Below are 23,635 nucleotides of genomic sequence, written 5' to 3' on the forward strand. Positions count from 1 at the left end.
CACCCATCAGAACGTGGAGTGTGTCGTACGGGTTGATTCACTCGTGTGGGTCCGTGTCAGGAAAGACGTGCCAGTGGGCTCTGGTAGTAGATCATCCGGTACTTGCCGATTTGGATCTCATCACCCGGCTTGAGGACGTAACTGTCGATCCGGTCACGGTTGATGTAGGTGCCGTTCAGCGAACCGAGGTCGCGCACCTCGTAGTCGTTGCCAACGCGGGCGAACTCGGCGTGCTTGCGGGACACTGTGACATCGTTGAGGAACACGTCGGCGTACTCGGAGCGGCCCGCGACGATGCGCTCTGCGTCAAGGAGGAAGCGTTCCCCCTCCCCTGAACCGAGTCGCACAACGAGCAGCGCGGAGCCAAGTGGCAGTGCCTTGACTGCATCGCGGACTTCAGGACTGGCTGCGGCTACATTGTAGGCTTCGTCGAGTGCTGCGAGCGAAGCAAATGTGAGCGTGGTCTCGGTCAACTTGTCCGCGTTTTCGGGTACCTTAGCGTCGCCAAAGTTCTCATTCATGATGACCTCCACAGGTTTCAATGCCAGTTTATCGCTGCATTTGTCGTCCCGGGTGAACGCAGTGCGCAGTGCTGGGATTACTGACAACCTAGCATACTGATTATGGACCCAAAATGTCACATAGGCGTGGGTAGTTTGCCCTACTGGTCGCTGGTATCCGGGCGCGCGAAGCGTGGTTCGCTTGGCTCTGTCGTGGCAGCGACTTCGGCTTCATCAAGCCGCTCAACCTCTGCGGTGGCGTCTGCGGAACGTACTTGAGGCATTGCCCCGCCGGGGATTTCCAGAGCGGGTTGAATCGTGTCAGGATCTCCGATGGCCACCCAGACGAATGGGGAGGTGATGAGAATACCATCAACTTGGACCAGATCGCCGTCCTCGGAGAAGTAACTGGAGGCGATCAGGCGTACACCATTGACTTCGATGGCCTCTGCTCCAGCGTTGCGCAGTTCCTCGAGTACGTTGAAGAGCACTTGGGAGCGCACTGGCATGTCGCCCTCGTGGATTGTGATGCGTACGCCCGGGCCTACCGCAGGGAGTCGTCCAGAGAGAATTCCCTGTACCTCGGCATTTTGTTCTGCGGCACGTTGAGCAGTTTCCTGAGAGTTGCGTCCACTTTGGAGTTCGTTCACGAGGTCGGTCAGGCGTCGTTCCTCAGTTTCGAGCACGTCTGTTCGCCGTGTGACCTCGTCAAGAAGGTTAATGAGTTCCGATTGACGTAACCCTGCCAGTTCGTCCTTCTGGGACAGTTGCAACTGAACGACGATCGCAAACCCGAGCAGTCCAAGTAACAATGCGGTCAGGACCTGGGCACGTGTCAGGCGGGGCGTAAGCGCAATCAGTAGGCGTCGCTTTGGAGTCAGCGCCCGCTGGCGTGGCTCAGCGAGGGCCGGACCGACTCGCTCGTCTGCGGGTGGTGGCGTGTCTGGCAGTTCGTCATTGTCGACGAGCACCGGGGTTGAGAGGGTTTCCTCAACTTCGTGGTTCTCATCCTGCTCTGCCACCGCTGGCGCAGTGTCGTCCGGCATAGCAGTTACTGGGCTCGCTTGCGGTTCATCTGTGGTGGCAGTGTCAGGCTCAGCCAGGCTCTCGTTCGAGGCTGCTGGATATTCTGGGACGGAATGCGGATCGTCTGGTGAGGCATCCTGGGCGATGTGTCGTGCACGGCCACTGCTGCTCGAGTCCGTCAGTGACTCGTCTGCTGCGTCCGCAAGTTCCTGCGTGTGTCGCCCGTGGGAGGGCACGGTGTCAAACTGCGGAATTGGCTCGACGACAGGCTCAGGAACCGTGGATTCCGATTCGTGTGACTCTTGTTCTTTAGACATCTGTGGCCATCACGCCTTGAAGATGTGGCGCCGAATTGCGGCTACGTTCGAGAAGATACGGATGCCGAGTACCACCACAACTCCAGTGGACAGTTGGCTGCCCACGCCTAGCTGGTCGCCCAGGAACACAATGAATCCGGCGACGAGAACGTTCGAGAGAAATGAAACGAGGAAGACGCGGTCGTCGAAGATTCCGTCAAGCAGTGCGCGCAAGCCACCAAATAGCGCGTCGAGGGCAGCGACAACAGCAATCGGTAGATACGGTTGAAGGTACACGGGCACGGTGGGTTCAAGCAGAAAGCCAGCCACAATGCCAATAACTAGTCCTATAACCGGAATCATCGTATTCCCTTACCTTGGCTTTTCTCATCTGAGCTCAGTGACGAATCGTCCCCGAGGGTACGTGCATAAATAAGTGTGCGGGCATTTCCTGCTGCGAGTTTGAGCGTATCGGCTCGCGCGACCTGAGTCGAGATGCCGTACCGTGACTCGAGTTCCAGCAGGTCCGTGGTAATCGGATTTTTCACAAACTCGGTTTCCATCTGCTGTGGATCGCCAATCGCCTCAATCCTGTACGGCGACGACAAACCGGTCAGATCCACCAAAATCGCGTCTCCAGCACTTCGGATGGCGCTGGTTGGGGTCAGACGCTTGCCATTCACTGAAATGGATTCGGCACCGGACCCCCACAGTGCCGACACGACTGCGCGAACATCCACATCTCGTACCCGGTTGTCTCGGCTGGACTCAACGTTGGGCCCGTCCTTGATGGTGACGACCAACCCGGGTCCCTCAACCGCGACCGACCCGGTACGCACCCGGTCACGCAACACACGCACATCGTTCTCTATCGACGAGTACTGCAACAGGCTCTCTTGCAGTTGATCCCTCATGTCAGATTTCTCAACGATTGACTGTTCGTAGGCGTGCATCTGCTCCGTGCGCTCAACGATCTGGTCCCGCAGCAGCACACGCGCTCCCGCTGCCACCTCCGCACGGCCACGCAATGACATGACTCCGGTGATCGTCGTGAATCCGAGCCCGACTGCCAACAACAAAGACGTAACCCGCCACAGGGGCGAAGCCCCGAGTCTCCCACCGGCAGCCTCAACCTGTCGGCGTTTCTCTGCCGCGGCCGCATAACTGGGATCAAGCGGGCGATGCATCACCTCGTAGAGAAGCGTCATGGACGCGTCTTTCGGGGCATTGGACACGGGATGTTCTCCAAACAGATCCCGGAGCGTCTTCCTCAGGTTCATCAAACGTTGTCCACTTCAGGCCGCACACGCAGCAACGTAACGCCACGACGTAAATACTGGATGGCCGAGGCCCAATACAGGACGACACCGATCAGCGCGAAAATCCACGCCAGCACACGTGCAACATCCGAGAACGTACTGGCGTCAGCCGTCAGAGTCGCAAGCAGGAACAACGGCATCGCAACCAGCAAACACAGTGTCGCAGCCTTACCCACATAAGTGACAGCCATTGGACGGTGTCCTGAGCGGGCAACGAGCGAGACCAAGATGGCCATCACCAGATCACGCCCCACCACAAGGAGCAGCAACCAGATCGGAATCTCCTCGCGCACCACAAGAACCACAAACGTGACGAGAATGAAGCAACGGTCGGCGATTGGGTCAAGCGACTTACCGAGTTCGGACACCTGATTGAACCGTCGAGCGATATACCCGTCAGCCCAGTCGGAGATCGAAGACACAGCAACAACAATCAGCGCGGCCAGATCATGCTCTAAAGACGCAAGGACCGCGAACACCGGAATCAACAGCAATCGGAAGGCACTGATGAGATTCGGGATCGTCAGATCCTCCTTGGTCAGCTTCACTACCGCTTCCACCCCTGTCGTATCCGCCGAGTGTTGCATGCACACTTATCGGCCGTGGCGGTAAACGCCCGCCGCAACACGTTTATCCTGCATATATCCTATCCTCCCACCTGTGTTAGAACTCACCGCCACGCAACGCGCATTCGATTGCCCACTCGAATAGAATGGACAACGACGCAGAACGTCGTAACTCCCGCTTGTGCGTGTGTTTACGAAACTTCCCCACTCCTCCTACTCACAACCAGGAGTGGCAGCCGGACAACAGGTTCCGGTGCGAAGCTTTCCCAGTGTGTGTTCGGGATGCGACGTCTGGCAGCGCAGAAGGCGCTGCAAATCTGTACGTCGCATGACCCAGGTCAGGCAAAGGTGTGTTGGCTTGCTACGGCAAGCCACGTGTTGTGTGCCCTTATTCAGCCCTGCCCGCACTTAGGAATGGTAAAAACCACAGATGACTTCTGCTGAAGCACACGAGAATGTAACTTCAGAAACCCCGTCCGAGCCAACCGTCACCTTCGACGACCTCGGACTACCCGAAAACCTCCTCGCCGCCGTTAAGTCGCTCGGATTCGTCACTCCCTCCTCAATCCAGGAACGTGCAATCCCAGAACTTCTCGCAGGCCGCGACATCACCGGCATCGCCCAGACCGGTACCGGAAAGACCGCTGCTTTTGGTCTGCCCATGCTTGCAGCCCTCGACCCAAGCGAACGCAACGTTCAGGCGCTCGTGCTTGCGCCAACCCGCGAACTCGCAATCCAGGTCTCGGAAGCAATCGAATCCTTCGCACAGCACATCGACGGCCTCGAGGTACTCGCCGTATACGGTGGCTCCCCATACCCACCACAGATCCGCGCCCTGAAGTCCGGCGTGCAGGTTGTCGTGGGAACGCCCGGCCGCGTTATCGACCACCTCGAACGAGGCACCCTTGACCTGAATAACATCCGCTTCCTCGTCCTCGACGAAGCAGATGAAATGCTCCGCATGGGCTTCGCCGAGGACGTTGAACGGGTCTTCTCAGAAGCACCCACCGAGCGTCAGGTCGCACTCTTCTCCGCGACGATGCCACCACAGATCCGTCGGGTTGCCAACCAGCACCTCAAGGATCCAGTTGAGATCGCCGTGGCTCGCCAGTCCTCGACCGTCACCTCGGTATCGCAGGAATACGCAATCGTGCCATTCCGTCACAAGGCAGGCTCGCTCTTCCGCGTGCTCGCCACCGCTGACGTCGAAGCCGCAATCGTGTTCTGCCGCACCCGTGGTGCTGCGGAAGAGGTTGGCTCCGCACTCGTTGAACGCGGTATCTCGGCAGCAACCATCTCCGGTGACGTTGCCCAAAAGGACCGCGAGAAGATCGTTGAGCGCCTGCGCTCGGGTCAGCTCGATGTCCTCGTGGCAACCGACGTTGCAGCACGTGGTCTCGACGTGGACCGCATCGGCCTGGTCGTGAACTTTGACATCCCCGGTGAGCCTGAGGCCTACGTACACCGTATTGGTCGTACCGGCCGCGCAGGTCGTACCGGCCGCGCACTGTCGTTTATCACTCCGAGCGAGCGCAACAAGCTCAAGTTCATCGAACGCACGATCCGCACCAAGCTTGAAGAGGTTGCGATCCCATCCCCAGCAGACGTGTCCGAGCACAAGACCAAGAAGATGCTTGAGTCCCTTGAACAGCGCATCACCGCTGGACGTCTCGACATGTACAGCCAACTCATTGCTGAATACGTTGAGAACACCGGAACCGACGCTGTGGCTGTGGCTTCCGCCCTCGCAGCGATCGCGGTCGGTGACGACGGGCCACGTGCTCGCCAAGAGCAGGAAGAGTACGAGCAGCAGGCAGCCGAAGACCGCCGTGCCAAGAAGAACCGCGAAGAACGCGAATCCCGTTTCAAGGATGACCGCGGCGACCGTCGTGGTGGACGCGACCGTGACCGCGGAGATCGTGGCGACCGCTTCGAACGGGGAGAACGCCGTGAGCGCTCCTCCCGCCCAACAGAAGGCACCCGCTACCGTATCGCAGTCGGCCACAAGGATGGCGCTGAACCACGCGGAATCGTTGGCGCACTCGCCAACGAGGGTGGTATTTCCGGCCGCGACGTAGGTCGCATCGACATCTTCAACACCTTCTCCCTCGTGGACATCACCGCTCCCCTGAGCGCAGACACGCTCGAGCGCATCTCCAACGCTCGTGTGGGTGGACGTGCCCTGCGTATCCGTGAGGACGAGGGCGGTCCAGCACCACGCTCGGGCGGACGTTACGAAGACCGTGGCGGACGGGATGACCGTCGTGGACGCGACAATGATCGTGCTGGCCGTGGTGGACATGACCGTGGAGGTCGCGGAGGTTACGGCGATGAGCGTCGTGGCGGACGCGGTGGCTATGGTGAAGACCGCGGTGGTCGCGGCGGATACGACCGTGGTTCGAAGCCACGTTTTGGTGGTCGCGGTAACCGCTGATCCTCAGGCAAACACTGGCTGCTCGAAGTGAATGTGTTGGTTTTGACTTCACTGTGCGGTTCTCTTAGCCGCACAGTGAAGTAATTCCTACACGTTGAGCAGTCGGTGCCTACACGTAGCCGAGTTAAGTTGAGCAGTGTTCGGTGCTGTTAAACCGCATCGGTGCAGTAGAACGACAAAAGGCTTGGCCCGTCCGAAAGGACGGGTCAAGCCTTTTTAGTTTCTCAGAGTACGGTTTTCTCTGGTTAGCCTAAGAACTTTCTAGGTTAAGCAGAGGGAACCGTACCCTGACTTGAAAGAACAGTTAGAGGCGGCACGCCATGATGCCGGTGACGAGAATCGCGCGGGCACCGATCTCGTAGAGTTCGTCCATCACCTTGTTGGTCTGGTTCTTTGGAACCATCGCCCGGACAGCAACCCATTCGGTGTCGTGCAGTGGTGACACCGTTGGTGACTCAAGGCCCGGGGTGACAGCGACAGCCTTTTGCACGAGCGCAGCGGGAACGTCGTAGTCCATGAGCACATACTTGTGCGCTGTCAGCACACCTTGAAGTCGACGGGTCAGGGTCTCAAGACCAACGGGAACCTCGACGCCCTTACGTCGGATCAGCACGGCCTCGGACACGAGAATCGGCTCACCGAACACTGCAAGGCCAGCAGCCTTGAGCGTGGTCCCGGTCTCGACGACGTCCGCGATGATGTCCGCAACGCCAAGCTGCACGGACGATTCAACCGCTCCGTCAAGGTGCACGACCGCAGCAGGGGTAACGCCCTGAGCTTCGAGGTAGTCCGCGACGAGAGTGTTGTACGAGGTCGCAACCCGCAAACCACCGATCTTCTTGATGTCGGTGATGGTGCCGTTCGGTGCGGCGAACCGGAACGTCGAACGAGCGAACTCGAGCGCCAGATGTTCCTCAGCGTTCGCACCCGAATCTAGGAGTAGGTCGCGTCCGGTGATTCCAGCGTCCACGGTTCCGGCCCCCACATACACGGCGACATCGCGTGGGCGCAGGAAGAAGAATTCAACACCGTTCTCAGGGTCGGAGAGAACGAGTTCACGAGAATCGCGGCGCTGGCGGTATCCCGCCTCCTTGAGCATCGCGACTGCTGGCTCCGAAAGTGAGCCCTTGTTTGGTACTGCTACGCGTAGCATGAGTGGTCCTGTCAGTCTTTACGTCGGGTCAGAGGTACTTGTACACGTCAGCCAGGGATATCCCCTTGGCGACCATCATGACCTGGGTATGGTAAAGCAGTTGCGAGATCTCTTCCGCGGCTTCCTCGTCCGACTGGTATTCGGAGGCCATCCAGACCTCCGCAGCTTCTTCAACGATTTTCTTCCCGATGAAGTGAACCCCGGCGTCGAGTTCCTTGACCGTGCCAGATCCCTCTGGGCGGTCTACGGCTTTTTGCTGGAGTTCCTCAAACAACTCTTCAAATGACTTCACTGCATAATCCTACCGGTTGCGTTTCATCTACTGGGCTCCTCGTCCATTTCTTGAACGTTCCCATGCTGGCAGGTGTCTACTCATTCCACATGACGGCTTACTCACGCTCGATGGGCTCTTTTTAGTCCGGGTGCACAGATAAATCAGATATATCCGGACCAAAAAGGCCCCATCGAGTTGCGGAGGCTATCCGCAGCCAGCCAGACCCCCACGGGACGAGCCGAACCAACTGGCCCGGCTCGTCGCAAATCCAAGGGAAAACGTCAGTGCGTATGCGCTGCCGCCATCTGCCGCAACACGTCGATCTCGCTTGGAATGTCGTCGGCACCATACACCGCGGAACCGGCCACGAACACGTTCGCGCCAGCCTCGGCGGCACGCTCAATCGTGGAACGCGAAACTCCCCCATCGACCTGAATCCACACGTCAAGGTTCTGTTCGCTGAGCGCCTTGCGAGCACGCTGAATCTTGGGGAGCGTCCCCTCGATGAACGACTGCCCGCCAAAGCCCGGCTCCACGGTCATGATCAGCAGCATGTCGATCTCGCTGAGTAGGTCAATGTATGGCTCAACCGGGGTCGCCGGACGCAACGCCATCCCAGCGCGAGCACCCAAGCGGCGCAACTCGCGCGCCAACCGCACCGGAGCGGTCGCGGCTTCCGCATGGAACGTCACCGACTGCGCCCCCACCTCGGCAAACCCCGGCGCCCAACGGTCCGGGTCCTCGATCATGAGGTGCACGTCAATCGGCACCGGCGACACCTGACGGATACGCTCCACAACCGGCAACCCGATGGTCAGGTTGGGCACGAAGTGGTTGTCCATGACGTCCACATGCGCCCAATCCGCGGTCGCGATCTTACCGAGGTCGCGTTCGAGGTTGGTGAAGTCAGCCGAGAGAATACTGGGGGCGATCTGGGCGGTCATGCTCATCCTTCTTCGGGTTCGGGTTGGGGTGTCGCGTGTAGTCTACGCTGGGCGCGCGTTGTGCGCTGTGCCTTTGTGACCTGTGCGTCAGAGCTCTTGGCTGGGCGCGGCGTGTGTCGCGTCTATCTACGCAAGCCGACGCAGCAACGTCAGGTGCATCGCGTCCGTGCCGTGCACGTGCGGCCACAACTGAACGTCCAGCCGGTCGCCATCAAACTCGGCATACTCGCCCGCAATATCGCGCACGAGCTCGCGAGCATCAATGCGCTCGACGGAACCTTCGGGCAGCGACTTGAGGACATCGTCGACAATGAACCGCGTCTCCGCGAGGTGCGGTGAGCAGGTCACATACCCGACCACTCCCCCAACCCGCACGGTCTTGAGGGCCGAGGCAAGCAGTTCGCGCTGCAGTCCCGTCAGTTGCGTGAGGTCCGCGACCGTGCGGCGCCAGCGTGATTCAGGGCGACGGCGCAGCGCGCCGAGCCCGGTGCACGGAGCGTCAAGCATCACGCGGTCGTATGCGTCCGGTTCGAGATCACCGATCTCGCGTCCGTCCCACACCTGGATGCGCTCAATCGCGCGGGCCGGGATGGCTTTGGTGGATTTGTCGACCAGGTCAGCGCGGTGTGGCTGCACCTCATTGGCGACGAGTCGGGCACCTCGCTGCGCAGCGAGGGCACCCAGCAGGGCGGCCTTTCCGCCCGGTCCGGCGCACATGTCGAGCCAACGTTTGTCGTTGCCTTCGACCGGTGTGTCAGCGAAAGCGAGGGTGACGAGTTGCGAGCCTTCGTCCTGAACGCCTGCTTCGCCGTCACGAACCTCGCGGATATTCGCTGGGTCGCTGCCGTCGAGGATGAACGCCGTTGGGGTTAGGTCCCCGGGCTCGCCCTGCTCATACTTGGCGAGTTGGTCGCGATCGCACAGGCCCGGGCGGGCCACGAGAGTCACACGGGGTGCCTTGTTATCGGCCTGGAGGAGAGACTCGATTTCTTCCGCTGGGCGGCCGTTACCTACGAGCGATTCCTTGAGGGCGCGGGTGATCCACAGTGGGTGGGAGTGGATTTTGGCTAGGGCGGCCGTTGGGGATTCGGCTTCGGCGCTGATGAGGTCGAGCCATTCGTCGAGGGGACGCTCGGATACGCGGCGCAGGATAGCGTTCAGGAACTGGGCTGCACCGGCACCAACCTCTTGGCGGGCAAGACCCACCGTCTCCGAAACAGCGGCGTGGCTCGGGACGCGCATCCCCAAAAGTTGGTGCGCACCCATCCGAGCCAGCGACAACACCGGTGGGTCAATCTTGTCGAGGCCACGGTCAGTGCACTGGGCGATGATCGCGTCGTAGCGGCCCTGCATACGCAACGTGCCGTACGCGAGTTCGGTCGCGAACCCTGCGTCACGTCCCCGTATTCCGGCCCTGTTGAGCGCCGGAGGTAGAACGAGGTTCGCGTATGCGTCAGATTCCGCTACCTGCTGCAACACGTCAAAGGCGATCTGGCGTGGCAGGTCCGCGCCCCTACGGCGTGCGCTCGGAGCCAGTGCCGTGCGGTTGTATTCGCCACGGGCACGAGTCGCGGAGCGTTCCCGACCTTCAGCGTTACGACGATCGTTGTGGTTACGCCGGTCATTGTCACGGTCGTTACGGTCATAGCCAGAGCGACCGTTGCCGGAATCGTTGCGACGGTCCTGGTTTGGCCGGTCGCGGTTCGCGCGATCTTGGCGCGGGCGATCGCGGTCGTTACGGTTGTGGCGCTCACCGCGCGCGGAGTTGTCGTTCACTGTTCTCCTTGGTGTGAGCTGCCGTCAGACTGCCCGAGGATCGTATCTGGTTCGAGGCGAGCACCACGTGCCCAGTCGGCTGCGTTCATGGGTTTCTTGCCCACAGGGGTGACCTGGCTGAGGACTGCTGTGCCCGAGCCGGTTCCCACAAAAACGTGCTTCTTTGTCACTGACAGTTGGCCGGGCGTTAGGTTCTCCGGCAGTTCAACACCGCGTGGGGCGCTGGCGAGTGGGCCGATGCCTAGGCGGCTACCGTCCGAGAGCATGGTCCATGCGCCGGGTGCTGGGGATGCGCCGCGAATCGTGCGGTCAACAATGTGGGTCGGACGAGTCCAATCCACGAGTGCGTCCGCTACGAGAATCTTCGCTGCGTGGCTGACCCCGTCATTGGGTTGTGGCACTGGAACGATGCTTCCGTCTGCGATGGCGTCCATTGTTCCCACGAGGAGTCCGGACCCAGATTCGGCAAGTCGGCCGAGGAGTTCACCGGAAGTATCGGTACGGCGGATTGTCTCGGTCATTGTGCCGTAGACCGGGCCGGTGTCTAGTCCCTCTTCGATGCGGAACGTTGACGCACCGGTCACCTCATCACCGGCCATGATTGCCCGCTGTACTGGGGCTGCACCGCGCCATGCGGGAAGGAGCGAGAAGTGAAGGTTGATCCAACCGTGTTCGATCACGTCCAGAACAGACTTGGGCAGAATTTCGCCGTATGCGACCACCGCCGCACAATCAACCTGGAGTTCCTTGATCAGTTCCACGAATCCTTCGGACCGTGGGCGTTCCGTGATCACGGGGATACCGAGTTCTTCGGCTGCCTGTTTGACCGGGCTGGGCACAAGTTTGCGGCCCCTTCCCTGCTTCGCGTCAGCGCGCGTCAGCACGGCCACAACTTCGTGGTCAGACTCGTGAAGCGCCCGCAACGCGGGGACAGCTACATCAGGGGTACCGGCAAACAATAAACGCATATGAACCATTCTATTTGGTTGTTTAGGTTAGGCGCACTGGGTTGATGGTGTGCTTGCCCATACTTCCGTGGCTTAAGTCCGACCTCACGTGAGGTCCCACGCCTCCGTGCCGCGGTCAGATCCGGACAATCCGCTGTTCGGGGTTCCTGCTCATAGGGAAACTGCATCGCGGTGGACGGACTGAGCTATTGACGTCTTGAGGAGTTGGATCGGGAAAACATCAATGTCTTCACGGCCGAAGAGTTCGCGAGTTTCTTCCATAAGGCCTGAAGCGCGCATGAGAATGTTGCCGTCGGCAGGGTCCATCTCGACCAGTATGTCTATGTCGCTACCCGCGTGAGCGGTGCCGCGAGCAACCGAGCCGAAGAGTTTTGGATTTGTTGCCGCGTACTTGGTAAGGAGCGCGTGGAACCCATCGGAGTGTTCCTCCAGAAGCGCCTTTAGAACCCGTGATTCAGGCGTCACCGCTGCTGTTACCATCCCTTTAGGCTACTAGATTGTTCCAGTTTGGACGTCGGCCAGCATCGGCAAGGACTCATACAAAAGGCACTCATGCCCCGACGTATCGGATGCCCCGCCAAGAGGGTGGGATGCACCTTGTCACACGTGATCGCCCGTTGTATTTTGCCGATAGATATAACACCCAGTGGGCACCCAATGCCATATTCTTTGGAAATGACGAACATTTTTGAAGGAATGACAGGTGAAGAGATCGTTCTGTCCATACGGGAGGGAGCGGCTAGAGCTCGAGTGGAAGCGCAAGCACGGCCTCAACTCGCTGATCTAGTTCCGCATCTACTGCCCATGCAATCCGCGTTGTCGCGTTACCTCGATTCGATGCCTTCAGAGGGTAGTTTCAACTACCCGAGACTCCCTCGAGACGTGGGCCTATGGAGGAAGAAATCCACGGCGCCGCAAAGAAAAGTCGACCGTAAAGTTACATTCGAAGTGCAGCACTCGTACCTGTTCGCGTTGCTACATCACCTCAGAACCTTCCTGCATTGCATGGACTCAACACACGAGCAGGTTCACAGGAGGACACTACTTGCCTACGCTCGCATAGTTCTAGATGCAGCAGCGCATGTGGTGTATTTGCTCGACACCGACACGGACTACCAGACTCTTCGAACACGTGCCGTGAACATCAAACTCGCCGACCTCGATGAGCAACTAGTCGACGCACGAAGGGACCTGCATTCTGCCAAAACACTGATGAAAAATGACCCAACGGAGATCAGCTTTCAGGAGGAGCTGGCTCGTTGTGAAGAGACAGTAAACGAGCTCCTCTCCGAATCGCGGGTTACCAAAGAACTAGCAGTCGCTTCCGGAATGGAACAGATCACCACAAAGAAGGGCGCTTACTTAAACAAGTTTCGCCCAGGCACCAACGCTTTTGATCGCGTCAACGTTCGCACCTGCTTACCTTCCTTAGGCGAAGAAGGGCTAAACCAATGGCGGTTCCTGTCGGCATCAGTGCACGTACTCGAACGACCGCTCTCGCGGTTCACAATGGGACTGGAGGGCTTGGACCAAAACGTGCAACTCGAGACCTACACTTTCAGTCACCTTGCCTTCACGATTGAGGCCGTCTTTGATGCGCTCCAATGCGTTTTTGCCCGCGAACCGATCGCAGACATAGATGTAGATAACTCCAGTTATGAACGTGCGCGATCGGTAATCAAGAACGGTGCAAATCTACCTAAATAGGGGTATGGCTGTCCTCGCACGGAGAATCACTTACGAACTCTATGACATCAGGTGCCTCCGCTAACTAGCCATGATTGAGATGCTGTCTCCACTGCTATAGACCAGCCTCCGGGATTGCGCCGTTCATCATCCATTGGTGGATCGTTTCTTGAGTGAAGTACTCGTCCCATCGAACGTCCTCAGGTGCTTCCACAGTTAGGGGTTCGCCTTGTCTCGGGCTTAAGGGTGTTCTCTTCGGCATGCCGGTGATCTTTGTTAAGTGATGAGGCCCGTACCCTGCAATGATGCTATCGGGATGCGTAAGCGGTTGCGAGTAGCTTCCACACTTTACGTCGCTTGGGAGCCGGGTTCGGCGTCCCGACTTGTATTCGTAGAGTCGCACTCGCATAAGGTGTTCTGAGGGAGTTCCACTCGTGTTCAGCAGGTAGTTGATGCCCAGCATTTCTGCAGTGAGTTTGCTGAGTGCATCTCGAAAAAGTCGGAGGATGGTGTGGAGCCTGAGTCAGATGCCATTTCCTGTGAGGAACCCAGCAAAGAACAGGGCGACAGCAGCCAAAAAGAACGCGAGTAAGCCGCCAAGAGACTTGAAATTGCGGAGCGTTACCCAGCTACGAAGTGTGGACGCACTCACAAGCGCTCCTAATCGCTGAGTCAAAGTAGTAGGACGGTCCTCGTAATAGATCCCTCTACTTTTGAGGGCGGGCCTGTATGCTTTCCAATCGACTTCCCAGACGCTGCCCTCAAAGTCTTTGAACCTGACTTCGTCCACAATATTCCCGACGCCGTTGTCAATGTCGATACGTGCATACCCGTACGGCGGTATCACTGGAACCACGGTCACCCACTCGTAGCCGGCATAGTCCTGTGTGTATTGTGAGATCTCGTTCCGGTACGCTTCGACCTCGAAGATTGGCTGATCGGACAGGTTGTAAATGTTCAGCCACTGTGTGACACGGTTGTCTAACGACGGGTTGCTTTCCCCACGGGCCAACTGAACGCGATCTCCCCGCCCTTTAATGTATTGAAAGTTACGCTGATGGCGTTCATTGAAGTTCAAGGTTAATGCTACGACCACGGCCCCTACGGTGCCTATGGCTGTTAATGCGTCCCACACGGTTATGCCACCTTGTTCTCTTGACTCTTACACGGTCGCTGCCAATATCGGCATGAGTACTATCGGGCATGAAGCCCTTCGCACGCGTAGACGTGCTGATCTGGCAAGGGTAAGACGATTCCTCTGCGATGAGACAACCAGCCCAGTGACCTTATCGGCTGGGTTCTACCGGGTCGATATTTGGCTGCTCAGTCATCATGCTCCAATCAAAGAGTTATTCAACGATCACTAGCTCGTCTCGCGCTCGAGTGGACGCCACGTAGACGAGGGACCGGTTCCGCAACAGTTGTTCTTTCTCTTCCTCGGGCGAAAGCCCCTTACTCATCAAAGCCTGAGCAGATAGCGACTCCCCTTGCCTAAACAGGATGACGCGCGAGAATTCCATGCCTTTGGATCGGTGCATGGTCATCAGTTGGACGACGCTGGGGTCGGTTTCGGCGTTGTTGTCGATGTATTTGGCGTCGATGCCGTGGGTGGCGAGCGTGGTTTCGAGTTTGTCGGCGAGGTTCTTCTTAGGCAAAAGTACAGCGATGGACGCAAGTTTCTCCCCATCATCCAAGCGCCACTGCCCAATAATTGATGCGACCTTCTCCACTGCCGCACCCAGGTGGCTTTCCTTGAACATCTGCGGGACTGGACCCTTTCGGGCAGAAATGATCTGCCCGGTCTCGACCGCTCCACCTTCGAGGTCCTCGTACTCCCCACCTTCAAGCACGCCCAGCGCGTAGGTGAGGTTTTCTTGGGTGGTCCGGTAGTTGAGGTTGAGCCGGCGGGAGCGTCCTACGATGTTGATGCCGTGGTGGCTGAGCACGATCTTTGGTGCGTAAATACGCTGGTTGGCGTCTTCGGCGATGTAAATGTCATTCGCGCTTGGCACAGCCAAAGCGCGGATCAGCGCCCAGTGCACTGCGGAGAAGTCCTGGCCCTCGTCCACAAGAATATGATCGACGACGCCCACCCCAGCACCAACAGCCACACCAGTTCCAGCGGTGCCCGATTCCATGGCGGCCGCACCACCAGCGGTGCCCGCCCCGGCTACACCAGAACCGGCAACACCAGAGGCAGCCGAACCCAACCGCAAGTACGCCGTTGCAAGCGCGACTCGTTCGGGGAAACTGAGGTTTTCGCCAGAGTTGGCCTTGTACGCCTGGATCGCGCCCCAGAGGTTGTCGCGCCCGTTACGGTTGAGCGCTACGCCGCGTCCGGGCCGCCTAACGCTGCGGTATTCGCCTTGGCTGGTGATGCCGCGCGGCAGGATAACGTTTTCGTATTCTGCTTTGAGGAATGTGGGGTTGGCTACGCGCGGATCGGTACCTTCGGGCATGCCGTCTGCGGCGATTTGCCACGTGTTATCGGATTGGAACTGAGTGGCGGTGGTGTAGTTACGCCCGAGCAACCCCTGCGCAACCTCGTTCAACTTAGCCGAGTCAGCGTTCTTCAGGATCGCGGCCGCAAGCGCATCCACGCCCCGCACGTAAACCCCAGGTGCGCCGAGCTTCTCGTGGACCTCCAACGAGCCATCAAGCACCGCCAAGTTTTCCCGCAGGTTCTGCGCCAAGGTCTTGTTGAACGTAGTCAACACAATCTGCGCGGAAGGGTTAGCACGAGCCAAACGCGCCGCACGGTGCAGCAGCACCACGGTCTTTCCTGTTCCTGCACCTCCACTTAGACGCCCGGAGCCGTTGTAGTCGGTCTCTACATATCGGCGCTGCGTCGGGTGCAGGAACGTCCGCCACGCCCCGAAGTCGCCCTGTTCGAGGATTTCTTGGAGCTCTTTTTGACCGTCGATGAGCTTGAACTGTGCTTTCGCGAGGGCACGCTTAGTTGCCTCAACGATGACCTCGTCGGACGTAAGATCGACAGTCCCGGTCTCTGATTCTTCCTCAAGTTGAGTAATGAATTTCTTGGCCTCATCAAGGCCGTATTCGATCCGCACCTCGGAAATTGGCTTCCCGGTCGCAAGCGTCAGTAGCATCTCGCTGTGCACGCCCGAGATGAGTGCGGCCAGGTCGATGATCTCGTCGTCGCTAGTGCATTTCATGGCGAGCGCGGCGGTGTCTGCGGCAAAACCCAATTGCTCAACCAACAACTCAGCCGTGCTCCCCCACGCACCTAGGAAGGGTGGCGCGTCGGGAACAGAAGTACCAGCGCCGCCAGCCCCAGAACCAGCAGAAACAGAACCAACACCAGGCAGCTCCGTCACCGTCTTATCGATCTGCGCAAACTCGGGCACACCGGTCACGGAGTTCACGCCGAACGTGGTCTTTGGCGCAATACTGTTGGCTTTGTCATGCGTGTATACGCGGTACACGTAGAAGAATATGGCATCACCTGAGGTGACCTTAAACAGGATGGCCCGCAGCGAATCATTCACGCGCGCGGTACGCACACGCGAGTCCATCGGGTTTTTCATCGGCTCAACGTGTAGCCCGGGCGCTGTCGGGTCCGAAAGCAGTTTGCCAAGGAAGTCTTTTGCGATCTTGTGGTTACTGGCGTCGATCCCGGTAAGCCAGTCTTTGTCGAGTTGAACCATAGGTTGCATGTTCATATCCGTCCTATTCGCGTTAGTTGGCTAGCGCGTTTTCGAGCGCGCCTGCGAGTTCATCAATCTGACCACAATAGACAGTCCAACCGGCCGCTTGCAGGGCGCCTATGTCGCCCGGTTGCGCGTCGATGAGGTAGCCGATGCGTAGGCTCGGCCACGCGAGCGAGATTGGTGTGCCGTCTTCTTCGGCCCCGAGTTCAAACTCAGCATGGACGGCCTGTGCAAGGCCTGCTTTATTGCCGACGATCTCCCACAGTTCCAGCAGCACCTTGCGTTCTTCTGGTTCGTAGTCGGTTGAGCTGAGGTCCCAGTGTGTTTCGACTGGGGAGCCTTCGGTGCCCTTCCCGGTGGTTCCAGCGTCCCAGTGCTGCTCAACGGGTGAGCCCGGCATCCCGGACCCGACAGCCCCAGCGAAGCCAGAAGCAGCACCAGCCGAACCTGCGTCCTGCACGGTTGTGGCCGTAGCGAACTGAAACTCGACGTCATTGAAATCGCCCCAGGTCAACATGTTCGCTGCCCGCAGCCACGCCTCCCATGCTTCGCGGTGCCCGGTTTGGGCGAGCCCGCCGGGGGTGTCGTCGTGCACGAGGAGGACCTTGTTCAGGGGCTTCAGCCCGTCAAGTGTGATCGCTGCGAGGTAGAGGTTGCCCTGTTCTTGAAACGCTATGAGGGTGTCGTTTCCGGCCCCGAATTGAACCTCGGCGAGTGCGGCCTCGAACGTTTCTTTGGTGAGTTGGATATTTTCATGCGCTTTGGCGAACGCCGCAAGGTGTTCCACGCTGGGCACTGCGAGGCCTGCTTCGGCGTATTGGCGCGACTCCAGCATAAGCAGTAGAGGTACTGTCGCCCCTGCTCCGGATAGGGTCTTGGCCTGTGCCTTTTCGATGTAGTGCCAGATCATCTCAAGCACGCCACCGTTAAACACGTTGTAATCGTGGGATTCGGCTCCGGTTCGGCTAGAGAGGAGTGAGAATCGAGTCTCGTCGTACCAGGCGGGCAGGTAAGGCATAGGCTTATCAGCTAGGTCGCTGCTGGTCACGGACAGCACAAGGAAGCCGAGAGCGCGTAGGCTGTTTCGCTTGGCCGCGTCATCTGCCAGATTGTTGTGTGAACTAGTCGCGTGGAACGCGTAGCCGTCAGTGTAGATGGCTATCTTTTTTATGTTCGGGTTGTTCGATTCGAGCACGAAGTCAGGCTGGGTGAACCCGAGGTTGACCTGTGGCTTGAGCTTCCACGTGACACTCGCTCCCGGCAGGGAGATGTTGAGTTGGGTTCCGCCCGGGGTGTGCGATTCGCTGATTGTGCCGCCACGCCCGGTGATCATGTCACTGAGCTTTTTGCGGAACTGACCTTCGAGGTGTGATTCGAGCGTGGTGTTGATGGTGATGTCTTTGGTGACTTGCCATTGCGCCGAAGGATCAGGTTGCTCGTCACTGGTTTGGGCAGTGGTGGAGTTGAGCAGGTCCTGAAGCAGCCGCAGCGCAGTAACCCGCGAGGTGCGCGGCGCAAAGGCCGGGGTTGTGTATGGCAGCAGGCAGTTCGCGCAGGCCATGAGCTGGTTGGGGTCGCACGAGCATCCCACAAGCACGTCATACGCCTTGAGCAGAATAGACCGAAGCACCACGGGGTTGGCCAGATCCGCAAGATACCCGGTTCCACCGGGCACGAGGTCGTGCACGAGCAGCGCCCGCCGGTTCGTGGACCCGTCGGTGTAGTGCGGGTCAACGGTTTCAATGACGCCGAGGTGATCGGGCTCTCCCCCGATGTGTTCGCGCAGCCCGAGCAGTATGGCTGCGGTGAGCGATGGCACGGCGGTGTCTTCGGCGTGCGTGTACTCGTGTGGGAGGCGCAGCACGATTCCCTGGGTGTTGAGGGTCCGTGTGATTGCGAGCGTGGTGTTGTGTTCCTCGTGCGCGGTGCGGTGGATGCACCAGGCCCGGTGGTCGCGTGGGCTGTTCCGGTTGGCGGACCGATCAAGCTTCCCGCAGTACGAGCACACCGAGAACAGCGGCGTCCGCTCGGTGTTTCCACCGAGTGCCATCTCCGGCGAGTTCTGTCCAGACCGGCCAAGGTTGAGTTCGGTCAACGTGATACGCCGCAGGTATCGCACCCCAAACTCGTGGTCGGTGATGTACCACTGGGTGACGAGGTTCTCGGCGCTCGCGTTGATGTCTGCGAGGGTGCGCACGGTAAAGAACGGTTGCTCGCGGTCGTCGGTGGAGTCGGAGATGAGTGCTTCATCTCGGGAGATTTCGGCGGACACTCGTTTGAGTTCGATGGTTTTGAGGATCTGCCCAGTGTCTCCGATTCCGCTGGAGCCGCAGCGTGGGCAGGTGTGGCTTTTGGCTACCCCTTCGAGGATCTGCTCGCTGTATCCGCACTTGTCGCAGAACGCGTGTTCGTGCACTTCGCTGGAGTTCGAGCCGAGGTCAATCGCTTGAATCTCGGTGTGGTACCCGCGTGCGTAGAAGTGCGCGCCGGGCACAAACTCGCGGATCGCTCGCGATGCACCTCGGGTCAAAGTTAGTTCGTCGCTCTGGTAGCCATCGTTTTCGTCGCGCCACCGAATCGTGATGTCGAGGTCCACGGAGTCGTCGATGAGTGTGTAGTTGGGCAGCAGCCCGTATTCCTCGAGGGCGGCAATCCAGTACTGCGTTCTCATGTCCTCGCGTTGGCGAATGAGCAGCATCTGTTCACCGATGAGCGAGCGGTGCGCGGCAACGTCGTCCTCGCTCGCGTTGAGCAGCGTGGAACGGTATTCGATCTCGGGCTTGACCTCTGCGATGGCGTCGAGCCGGTGTTTGATTGCGTCTTTGCGCGCTTTCCAGCGCGCCGCGCCTCCGTACACGTCTCGTGCGAGGTCTGACGTTCCCCCCACTATCGCTGTCCCCTCACCTTCGCCGGCCCCCGGCTGTGTCCTGATTTGCGACAATCCCCCACGAAGCGCGGTCTCCTCACCTTCGCCCGCCCCGGCTTGGGCAGAGCCATCTGGCGCTGGCGTGGCCCAAGCGGTGAGTTCTTCGGCCGCCTGCTCAAAGTGTGGGATTGATTCGGCGTCGAACTGTCCGAGGAACTGCTCGATCAACTGCGAAGCGTTGTTCTCGGCGTACCTCACCACCGAGGTTAGGAACGAACGCCCCGAGGCGGAGCTTCCAAACACCGTCTCCGCAAGGTTCGGAATGTCAAGCGTGCCTTGGCGCGCAATCTGGTCAATCACGCTGGCCAAATACTGGCGCCGCAAAATCTCTTCAGCGCCAAGATACGTGGCGGGCGCCCGCACCGAACCATTGATTACGCTCAACGGATCTTCAAGCTTGGCCAGATCATTACCACGACCCCGTACGTACGCGAGGTCCAACGCATTACCGGTCTGACGCCCAGCACGACCAACCCGCTGAATGTATGAGGCAACCGTGCGCGGCATCGACGCCAACATCACGGCAGACAGGTCACCAATATCGATACCCATTTCGAGGGTCGGCGTAGCCACAAGCACGTTCGGGTCCCCTACCCGCGAACTCGACGCCTTAAACCCGTTCTCATATTTCAACCGGGTCGCATCATCCAACATTGAGGAGTGCTCCCGCGCAATGATTCGGCGCATGTCCGCCGACTGATATAGGTTGCGGTAGAAGTTGTCCTTGCCGGCGCTCGCGGCCAGGGTTCCGGTGCAGCGCACGAGGAAGCACGGGCCACCGGCTAGAACCGACACAACCTCAGCGGTCCCCGGGATCAGCGTGCTGCATACCTCGCACTGCGCAAAGCGCGGCTCGCCAGTCAGAGCAGCACCGGTGATGGAACTGATGATGATCTGTTCAGGCCGCAGCCCGTACACGGTCCCACCGGAATCGGTCGCCCACGATTGCACCACATCATGTTGGGCCAGCAACTTGAACAGTTTCGCGGCGAGGTTTCCGGCGTTGGCCCCGGCAAGCTTCAACGCCCGCGACGTCCAGATCCCGTACCAGCCCTGCGCGGCGTTAATGGACACAAAGTCCGTCTCACCGGCAATAGGTGAGCCAGCCCGCGGGAACCCGAAGCCGGAACGCCCGCGAGGGAACGCTGGCATGCCCTGCTGCTTGTTGCGCTTGCCCCAAATCCAGATGCGCATACCGTCGCTAGCAATGTACTTACTCAGCCAGTCATGCCAGATGGCTCCCTCAGAGCGCATGCGTTCGAGGATCCCGGTGATCCACCTAAGGATCTGCTCGTCACTGAAAGCGGCGGTGGAGTCAGCAGAAGATGCAGACGATTCAGACAGGGTTTGCACCTGCCCGTACCCTTCCAACGCCACACGGCCAATCTCTACTAGGGATACCCCAGCAGGCACGCGAACGTGTGCTTGCGCCGTTGCCGTGAGTTCTAGGGTCCGCCCAAGGGTGTGTTGCAGACCGAACTCGAGGGATGCGTCGAAAATCAGGCGTTTGCGCACGGTAGCCCTCGCACCCGAAGGCACGGACTTCCCCTGCGCCACGTTCCAGTAGCGTTCGTATGCGGCGCGCTCGGTGCAGTCTGGCGGCACGAGCCGGTAGCGTTCGTGCGCAGAATCCTCCGCCTGGGAGAGTACCCGATCCACGAGTTCCTCAAGCGTCTGCGCAGAAGGCGTGATCGCCTGGTTGAGCGCTGCGCGGAGGGTCAGAGCGTGGGATCGTGCTTGGACGAATCCTGCGCGGTGTGCGGCGTCTTGCACTGAGTCGGTGAAGATCAGTGCTTTCTTTTCGAGGGCGTCTATGTACTGGTCACCGAACATGGTGGACAGTGTCACCGACAGGAGTGTGGCGATGCGTGATCCGAGTGGCCGGATGCCGTCTTTGCGGTCGCAGTTCGGGCACGTGTAGTCCACGGCTTTTTCGGAGGCGTCGTTGCCCATGAATGCGAGGACGGGCAGGATGATGCCTTCGCTGAGTTTGGGGTCGTCCGGGTCGGGCACTTGCGCCGAGATTCTGCGTACGTCGGTGTGGAACCAATGGAGGTTGGTGACCTCTTCGCCGGAGTCTGCTTCGGCAAGGTCGGCGGCGAGGTCGGCTTCCCGCTGCGCGTACATGAGCGCACGGATGCGGTTGTCGCGCTGCGCATACCGTTCCCGGATTTTTTCGTCGGCTGCGTCAAGGTCGGTCCCGGTGGGCGCTAGCGAGGCCATCCATCCGGATCGCCCGCAGTGGCGACAGTAGATTGCGGGTAGTGAGTATCCGGGTTCGGTGTCGTCCTCGGGTGCTTGGAGGGTGCCGTCGTCGAACCACCGAAATGCGGGGCGGATGGCCACCATGCGTTCGATGCGGGAGAGTTCGCGCACCCACATGTGCACTTCTACGGTCAGAGCGCCACGTCCGGCGTTGGCGCGGATGTAGCTGAGTGCGCCAATGACGTATTCGAGGATGTCGGTGCGCGGGTCGGCTAAGTAGATTTGGTCGCGGGTGCGCCGGGTTGCGGCTTCTACGCCGCGGGGCCGCGGGCGTGGCAGGATATCGGCGAGGTCTTCGAGGGACGCTGCGGCTTCGCTGCGTTCTGCCAAATTGGCGACGATACTGCTGGCTTTTTCAAGCGCCAGCAGCTGAGGGGCGCTCGCGCTGGCGAGGGCCCTGGCCGCGTCGTCGCGTTCGAGCGTTCCGGTGGGCCCGCTGAGCGTGAACAGGTGGGATAGGACTCTCGCGGCCAACTCACGGGTGTAGGAGTCGGTGCTAGTGGTCGAGCTGTCGCTGTTCTCAGATGCACTGCTTGAGTCGGTGTTGCTGGCGGCTTGCCGGGAGTACTCGTGTAGGTCGTCGAACAGCGCCCACTGATCGAGTTCGCTCACAGGGACAGCAGTTGCCGTGTGCCCATCCGAGAGCGTGACGGATCCGGGCGTGTGCCACTCGGAAAGGGCCGTGCGCGATTCGGTGACTACCGAGGTTTCATCAAACTCCACACCAAACACCGTGCGCGCAAACGACAGCATCCGCGAGGGATCACCCTTGTCCCCCAGCGTTGCCGAGGTCGCCACGGGAACAACCTTGCCCAGCGGGCTGTCCTTAAACGGTGAGTCTGCGTTGCCAGAGCCGTCCGAGTTGTCAGAGGCATCAATGCCGTCTGGGCCAACCAAGGTGTCCGTGCTGTACGACTTCAGCGCTAGGCCGAGCCTGCGCAGCAGCATGGCAACGTCGGTTCCTTGAGCGCCGTCGTACGTGTGGAATTCGTCGAGCACCAGATACTGCAGCGAGTCTGCCGATTCCTTCCACAGCACCTGGTCCTCGGGGCGCAGCAGCAACTGATCGAGCATCTTGTAGTTGGTGAGCAGAATGTCCGGCAGGTTCTTCCGCAGATCGTGCCGGTCCGTCATGAGTAAGCCGCCCGCGGTGGTTCCCGCAGCAATGCTCTGCGCGGCACCCGCACCTTGGCCAGTGTAGAGGCCCACTGTTGTGCCCTTAAGGGCTGGGGTATTCGCCACCATCTCCACGATACGTTTGGCTTGGTCATTAGCTAGGGCGTTCATCGGGTACAGAATCAGCGCCTTGATCCCCCGGCCATTCCCGGTAGCATGTGCAGCAGCATTTCCAGCCCGATCTCCTGTCTCGCTGCCGGATTCTTGGCTTAGCCGAACCCTGCGCACATGATCGAGGATCGGGTACAGGAACGCCTCCGTCTTACCGGAACCGGTTCCCGTGACCACCAAGGTTGGCTGCGGAGTGCGCCACTGGGACGCGCCTGTGTCATTGGCGTCGAAGTCGTTGGCGCCATCGTCCGAGCCCGAGCCAATGGGTTTGGTGGTCAGACGAGCAAAAGCCCGCGCCTGATGCCCATACGGCGGAAACTCTGGGCTCAGGTCAAGGGTGTCTTCCCAGCCTGCCTCGGCCGCCGAAAACGGCATGCGCAACCGCAGAAACGGGCCCTTGAACAGGCCGCGCTCGCGGTCCTTGAGGAACTCTTCGAGGCTGACCCGGGCACCCGGGTCGGTGAGCGCAAACGTGGTTGCCAGATAATCGGCAATTGATTCACGAATCGCACGTGCCTGCAGCGTGGGAAGCAACTCCGCCATT

The 23,635-nt window shown here is 59.6% G+C and carries 16 protein-coding genes; 2 read left to right on the forward strand and 14 right to left on the reverse strand.

All coding sequences use genetic code 11. The features are described 5' to 3' along the window. Positions 1–56: 56 nt before the first annotated feature. The 5 genes from ACFSYH_RS03305 to ACFSYH_RS03325 all read right to left on the reverse strand — a co-directional run bounded on the left by ACFSYH_RS03305 (position 57) and on the right by ACFSYH_RS03325 (position 3,689). The gene (locus ACFSYH_RS03305) at positions 57–521 is read right to left on the reverse strand and encodes an FHA domain-containing protein (protein WP_377465077.1); all 465 of its coding nucleotides are present in this window, start codon (positions 519–521) and stop codon (positions 57–59) included. Between the two features lie 140 nt (positions 522–661). Continuing rightward, positions 662–1,843, reverse strand: coding sequence for a DUF881 domain-containing protein (locus ACFSYH_RS03310; RefSeq protein ID WP_377465079.1), 1,182 nt, complete (start codon positions 1,841–1,843; stop codon positions 662–664). A gap of 9 nt (positions 1,844–1,852) precedes the next feature. Next, positions 1,853–2,185 (reverse strand): small basic family protein, encoded by a 333-nt coding sequence (locus tag ACFSYH_RS03315; protein WP_377465080.1) that lies wholly within the window; start codon positions 2,183–2,185, stop codon positions 1,853–1,855. Next, positions 2,182–3,057 (reverse strand): DUF881 domain-containing protein, encoded by an 876-nt coding sequence (locus ACFSYH_RS03320; protein WP_377465082.1) that lies wholly within the window; start codon positions 3,055–3,057, stop codon positions 2,182–2,184. Before ACFSYH_RS03320 ends, ACFSYH_RS03315 begins: the two co-directional genes overlap by 4 nt. Before the next feature lie 44 nt (positions 3,058–3,101). Continuing rightward, positions 3,102–3,689 carry a CDP-alcohol phosphatidyltransferase family protein gene (locus ACFSYH_RS03325; RefSeq protein WP_377465083.1) on the reverse strand — a complete coding sequence of 196 codons (588 nt, stop codon included), beginning with the start codon at positions 3,687–3,689 and terminating at the stop codon, positions 3,102–3,104. A gap of 448 nt (positions 3,690–4,137) precedes the next feature. On the opposite strand from ACFSYH_RS03325, the gene ACFSYH_RS03330 reads away from it, so the two are divergent. Continuing rightward, entirely contained in the window at positions 4,138–6,141 is a 2,004-nt protein-coding gene (locus ACFSYH_RS03330; RefSeq protein ID WP_377465084.1) for a DEAD/DEAH box helicase, read from the forward strand. A 304-nt stretch (positions 6,142–6,445) separates the two neighbouring features. Here ACFSYH_RS03330 and hisG read toward each other — a convergent pair whose 3' ends face one another. From hisG to ACFSYH_RS03360, 6 genes are all read right to left on the reverse strand, one after another. After that, positions 6,446–7,294: an ATP phosphoribosyltransferase gene (gene hisG, locus ACFSYH_RS03335; RefSeq protein ID WP_377465085.1), complete on the reverse strand. Its 849-nt coding sequence runs from the start codon at positions 7,292–7,294 to the stop codon at positions 6,446–6,448. Between the two features lie 28 nt (positions 7,295–7,322). Further along, positions 7,323–7,586 carry a phosphoribosyl-ATP diphosphatase gene (locus ACFSYH_RS03340; protein WP_377465087.1) on the reverse strand — a complete coding sequence of 88 codons (264 nt, stop codon included), beginning with the start codon at positions 7,584–7,586 and terminating at the stop codon, positions 7,323–7,325. A gap of 263 nt (positions 7,587–7,849) precedes the next feature. Beyond that, a complete protein-coding gene (gene rpe, locus ACFSYH_RS03345; protein WP_377465089.1) occupies positions 7,850–8,512 on the reverse strand; it encodes a ribulose-phosphate 3-epimerase in 663 nt (220 codons plus the stop codon). A gap of 126 nt (positions 8,513–8,638) precedes the next feature. After that, positions 8,639–10,288, reverse strand: a complete 1,650-nt coding sequence (locus ACFSYH_RS03350; protein WP_377465090.1) for an RsmB/NOP family class I SAM-dependent RNA methyltransferase — start codon at positions 10,286–10,288, stop codon at positions 8,639–8,641. After that, entirely contained in the window at positions 10,285–11,256 is a 972-nt protein-coding gene (gene fmt, locus ACFSYH_RS03355) for a methionyl-tRNA formyltransferase (RefSeq protein WP_377465091.1), read from the reverse strand. The genes ACFSYH_RS03350 and fmt overlap by 4 nt, the downstream gene beginning before the upstream one ends. A gap of 150 nt (positions 11,257–11,406) precedes the next feature. Then, complete coding sequence (locus ACFSYH_RS03360) at positions 11,407–11,736, reverse strand: nucleotidyltransferase family protein (RefSeq protein WP_377465092.1); 330 nt, start codon at positions 11,734–11,736, stop codon at positions 11,407–11,409. Between the two features lie 195 nt (positions 11,737–11,931). Between ACFSYH_RS03360 and ACFSYH_RS03365 the strand changes: the two genes are divergently transcribed. After that, positions 11,932–12,963, forward strand: coding sequence for a hypothetical protein (locus ACFSYH_RS03365; RefSeq protein WP_377465093.1), 1,032 nt, complete (start codon positions 11,932–11,934; stop codon positions 12,961–12,963). A gap of 502 nt (positions 12,964–13,465) precedes the next feature. Here the strand turns inward: ACFSYH_RS03365 and ACFSYH_RS03370 are convergent. The 3 genes from ACFSYH_RS03370 to ACFSYH_RS03380 all read right to left on the reverse strand — a co-directional run bounded on the left by ACFSYH_RS03370 (position 13,466) and on the right by ACFSYH_RS03380 (position 23,634). Next, positions 13,466–14,077, reverse strand: coding sequence for a hypothetical protein (locus ACFSYH_RS03370; protein ID WP_377465094.1), 612 nt, complete (start codon positions 14,075–14,077; stop codon positions 13,466–13,468). 214 nt (positions 14,078–14,291) lie between these two features. Then, a complete protein-coding gene (locus ACFSYH_RS03375) occupies positions 14,292–16,625 on the reverse strand; it encodes a 3'-5' exonuclease (RefSeq protein ID WP_377465095.1) in 2,334 nt (777 codons plus the stop codon). 16 nt (positions 16,626–16,641) lie between these two features. Next, a complete protein-coding gene (locus ACFSYH_RS03380) occupies positions 16,642–23,634 on the reverse strand; it encodes a DEAD/DEAH box helicase (RefSeq protein ID WP_377465096.1) in 6,993 nt (2,330 codons plus the stop codon). Position 23,635 lies beyond the last annotated feature (1 nt).

It is taken from the genome of Populibacterium corticicola, assembly GCF_042683685.1.
GTDB classification, from domain to species: Bacteria; Actinomycetota; Actinomycetes; order Actinomycetales; family Cellulomonadaceae; genus Timonella; species Timonella corticicola.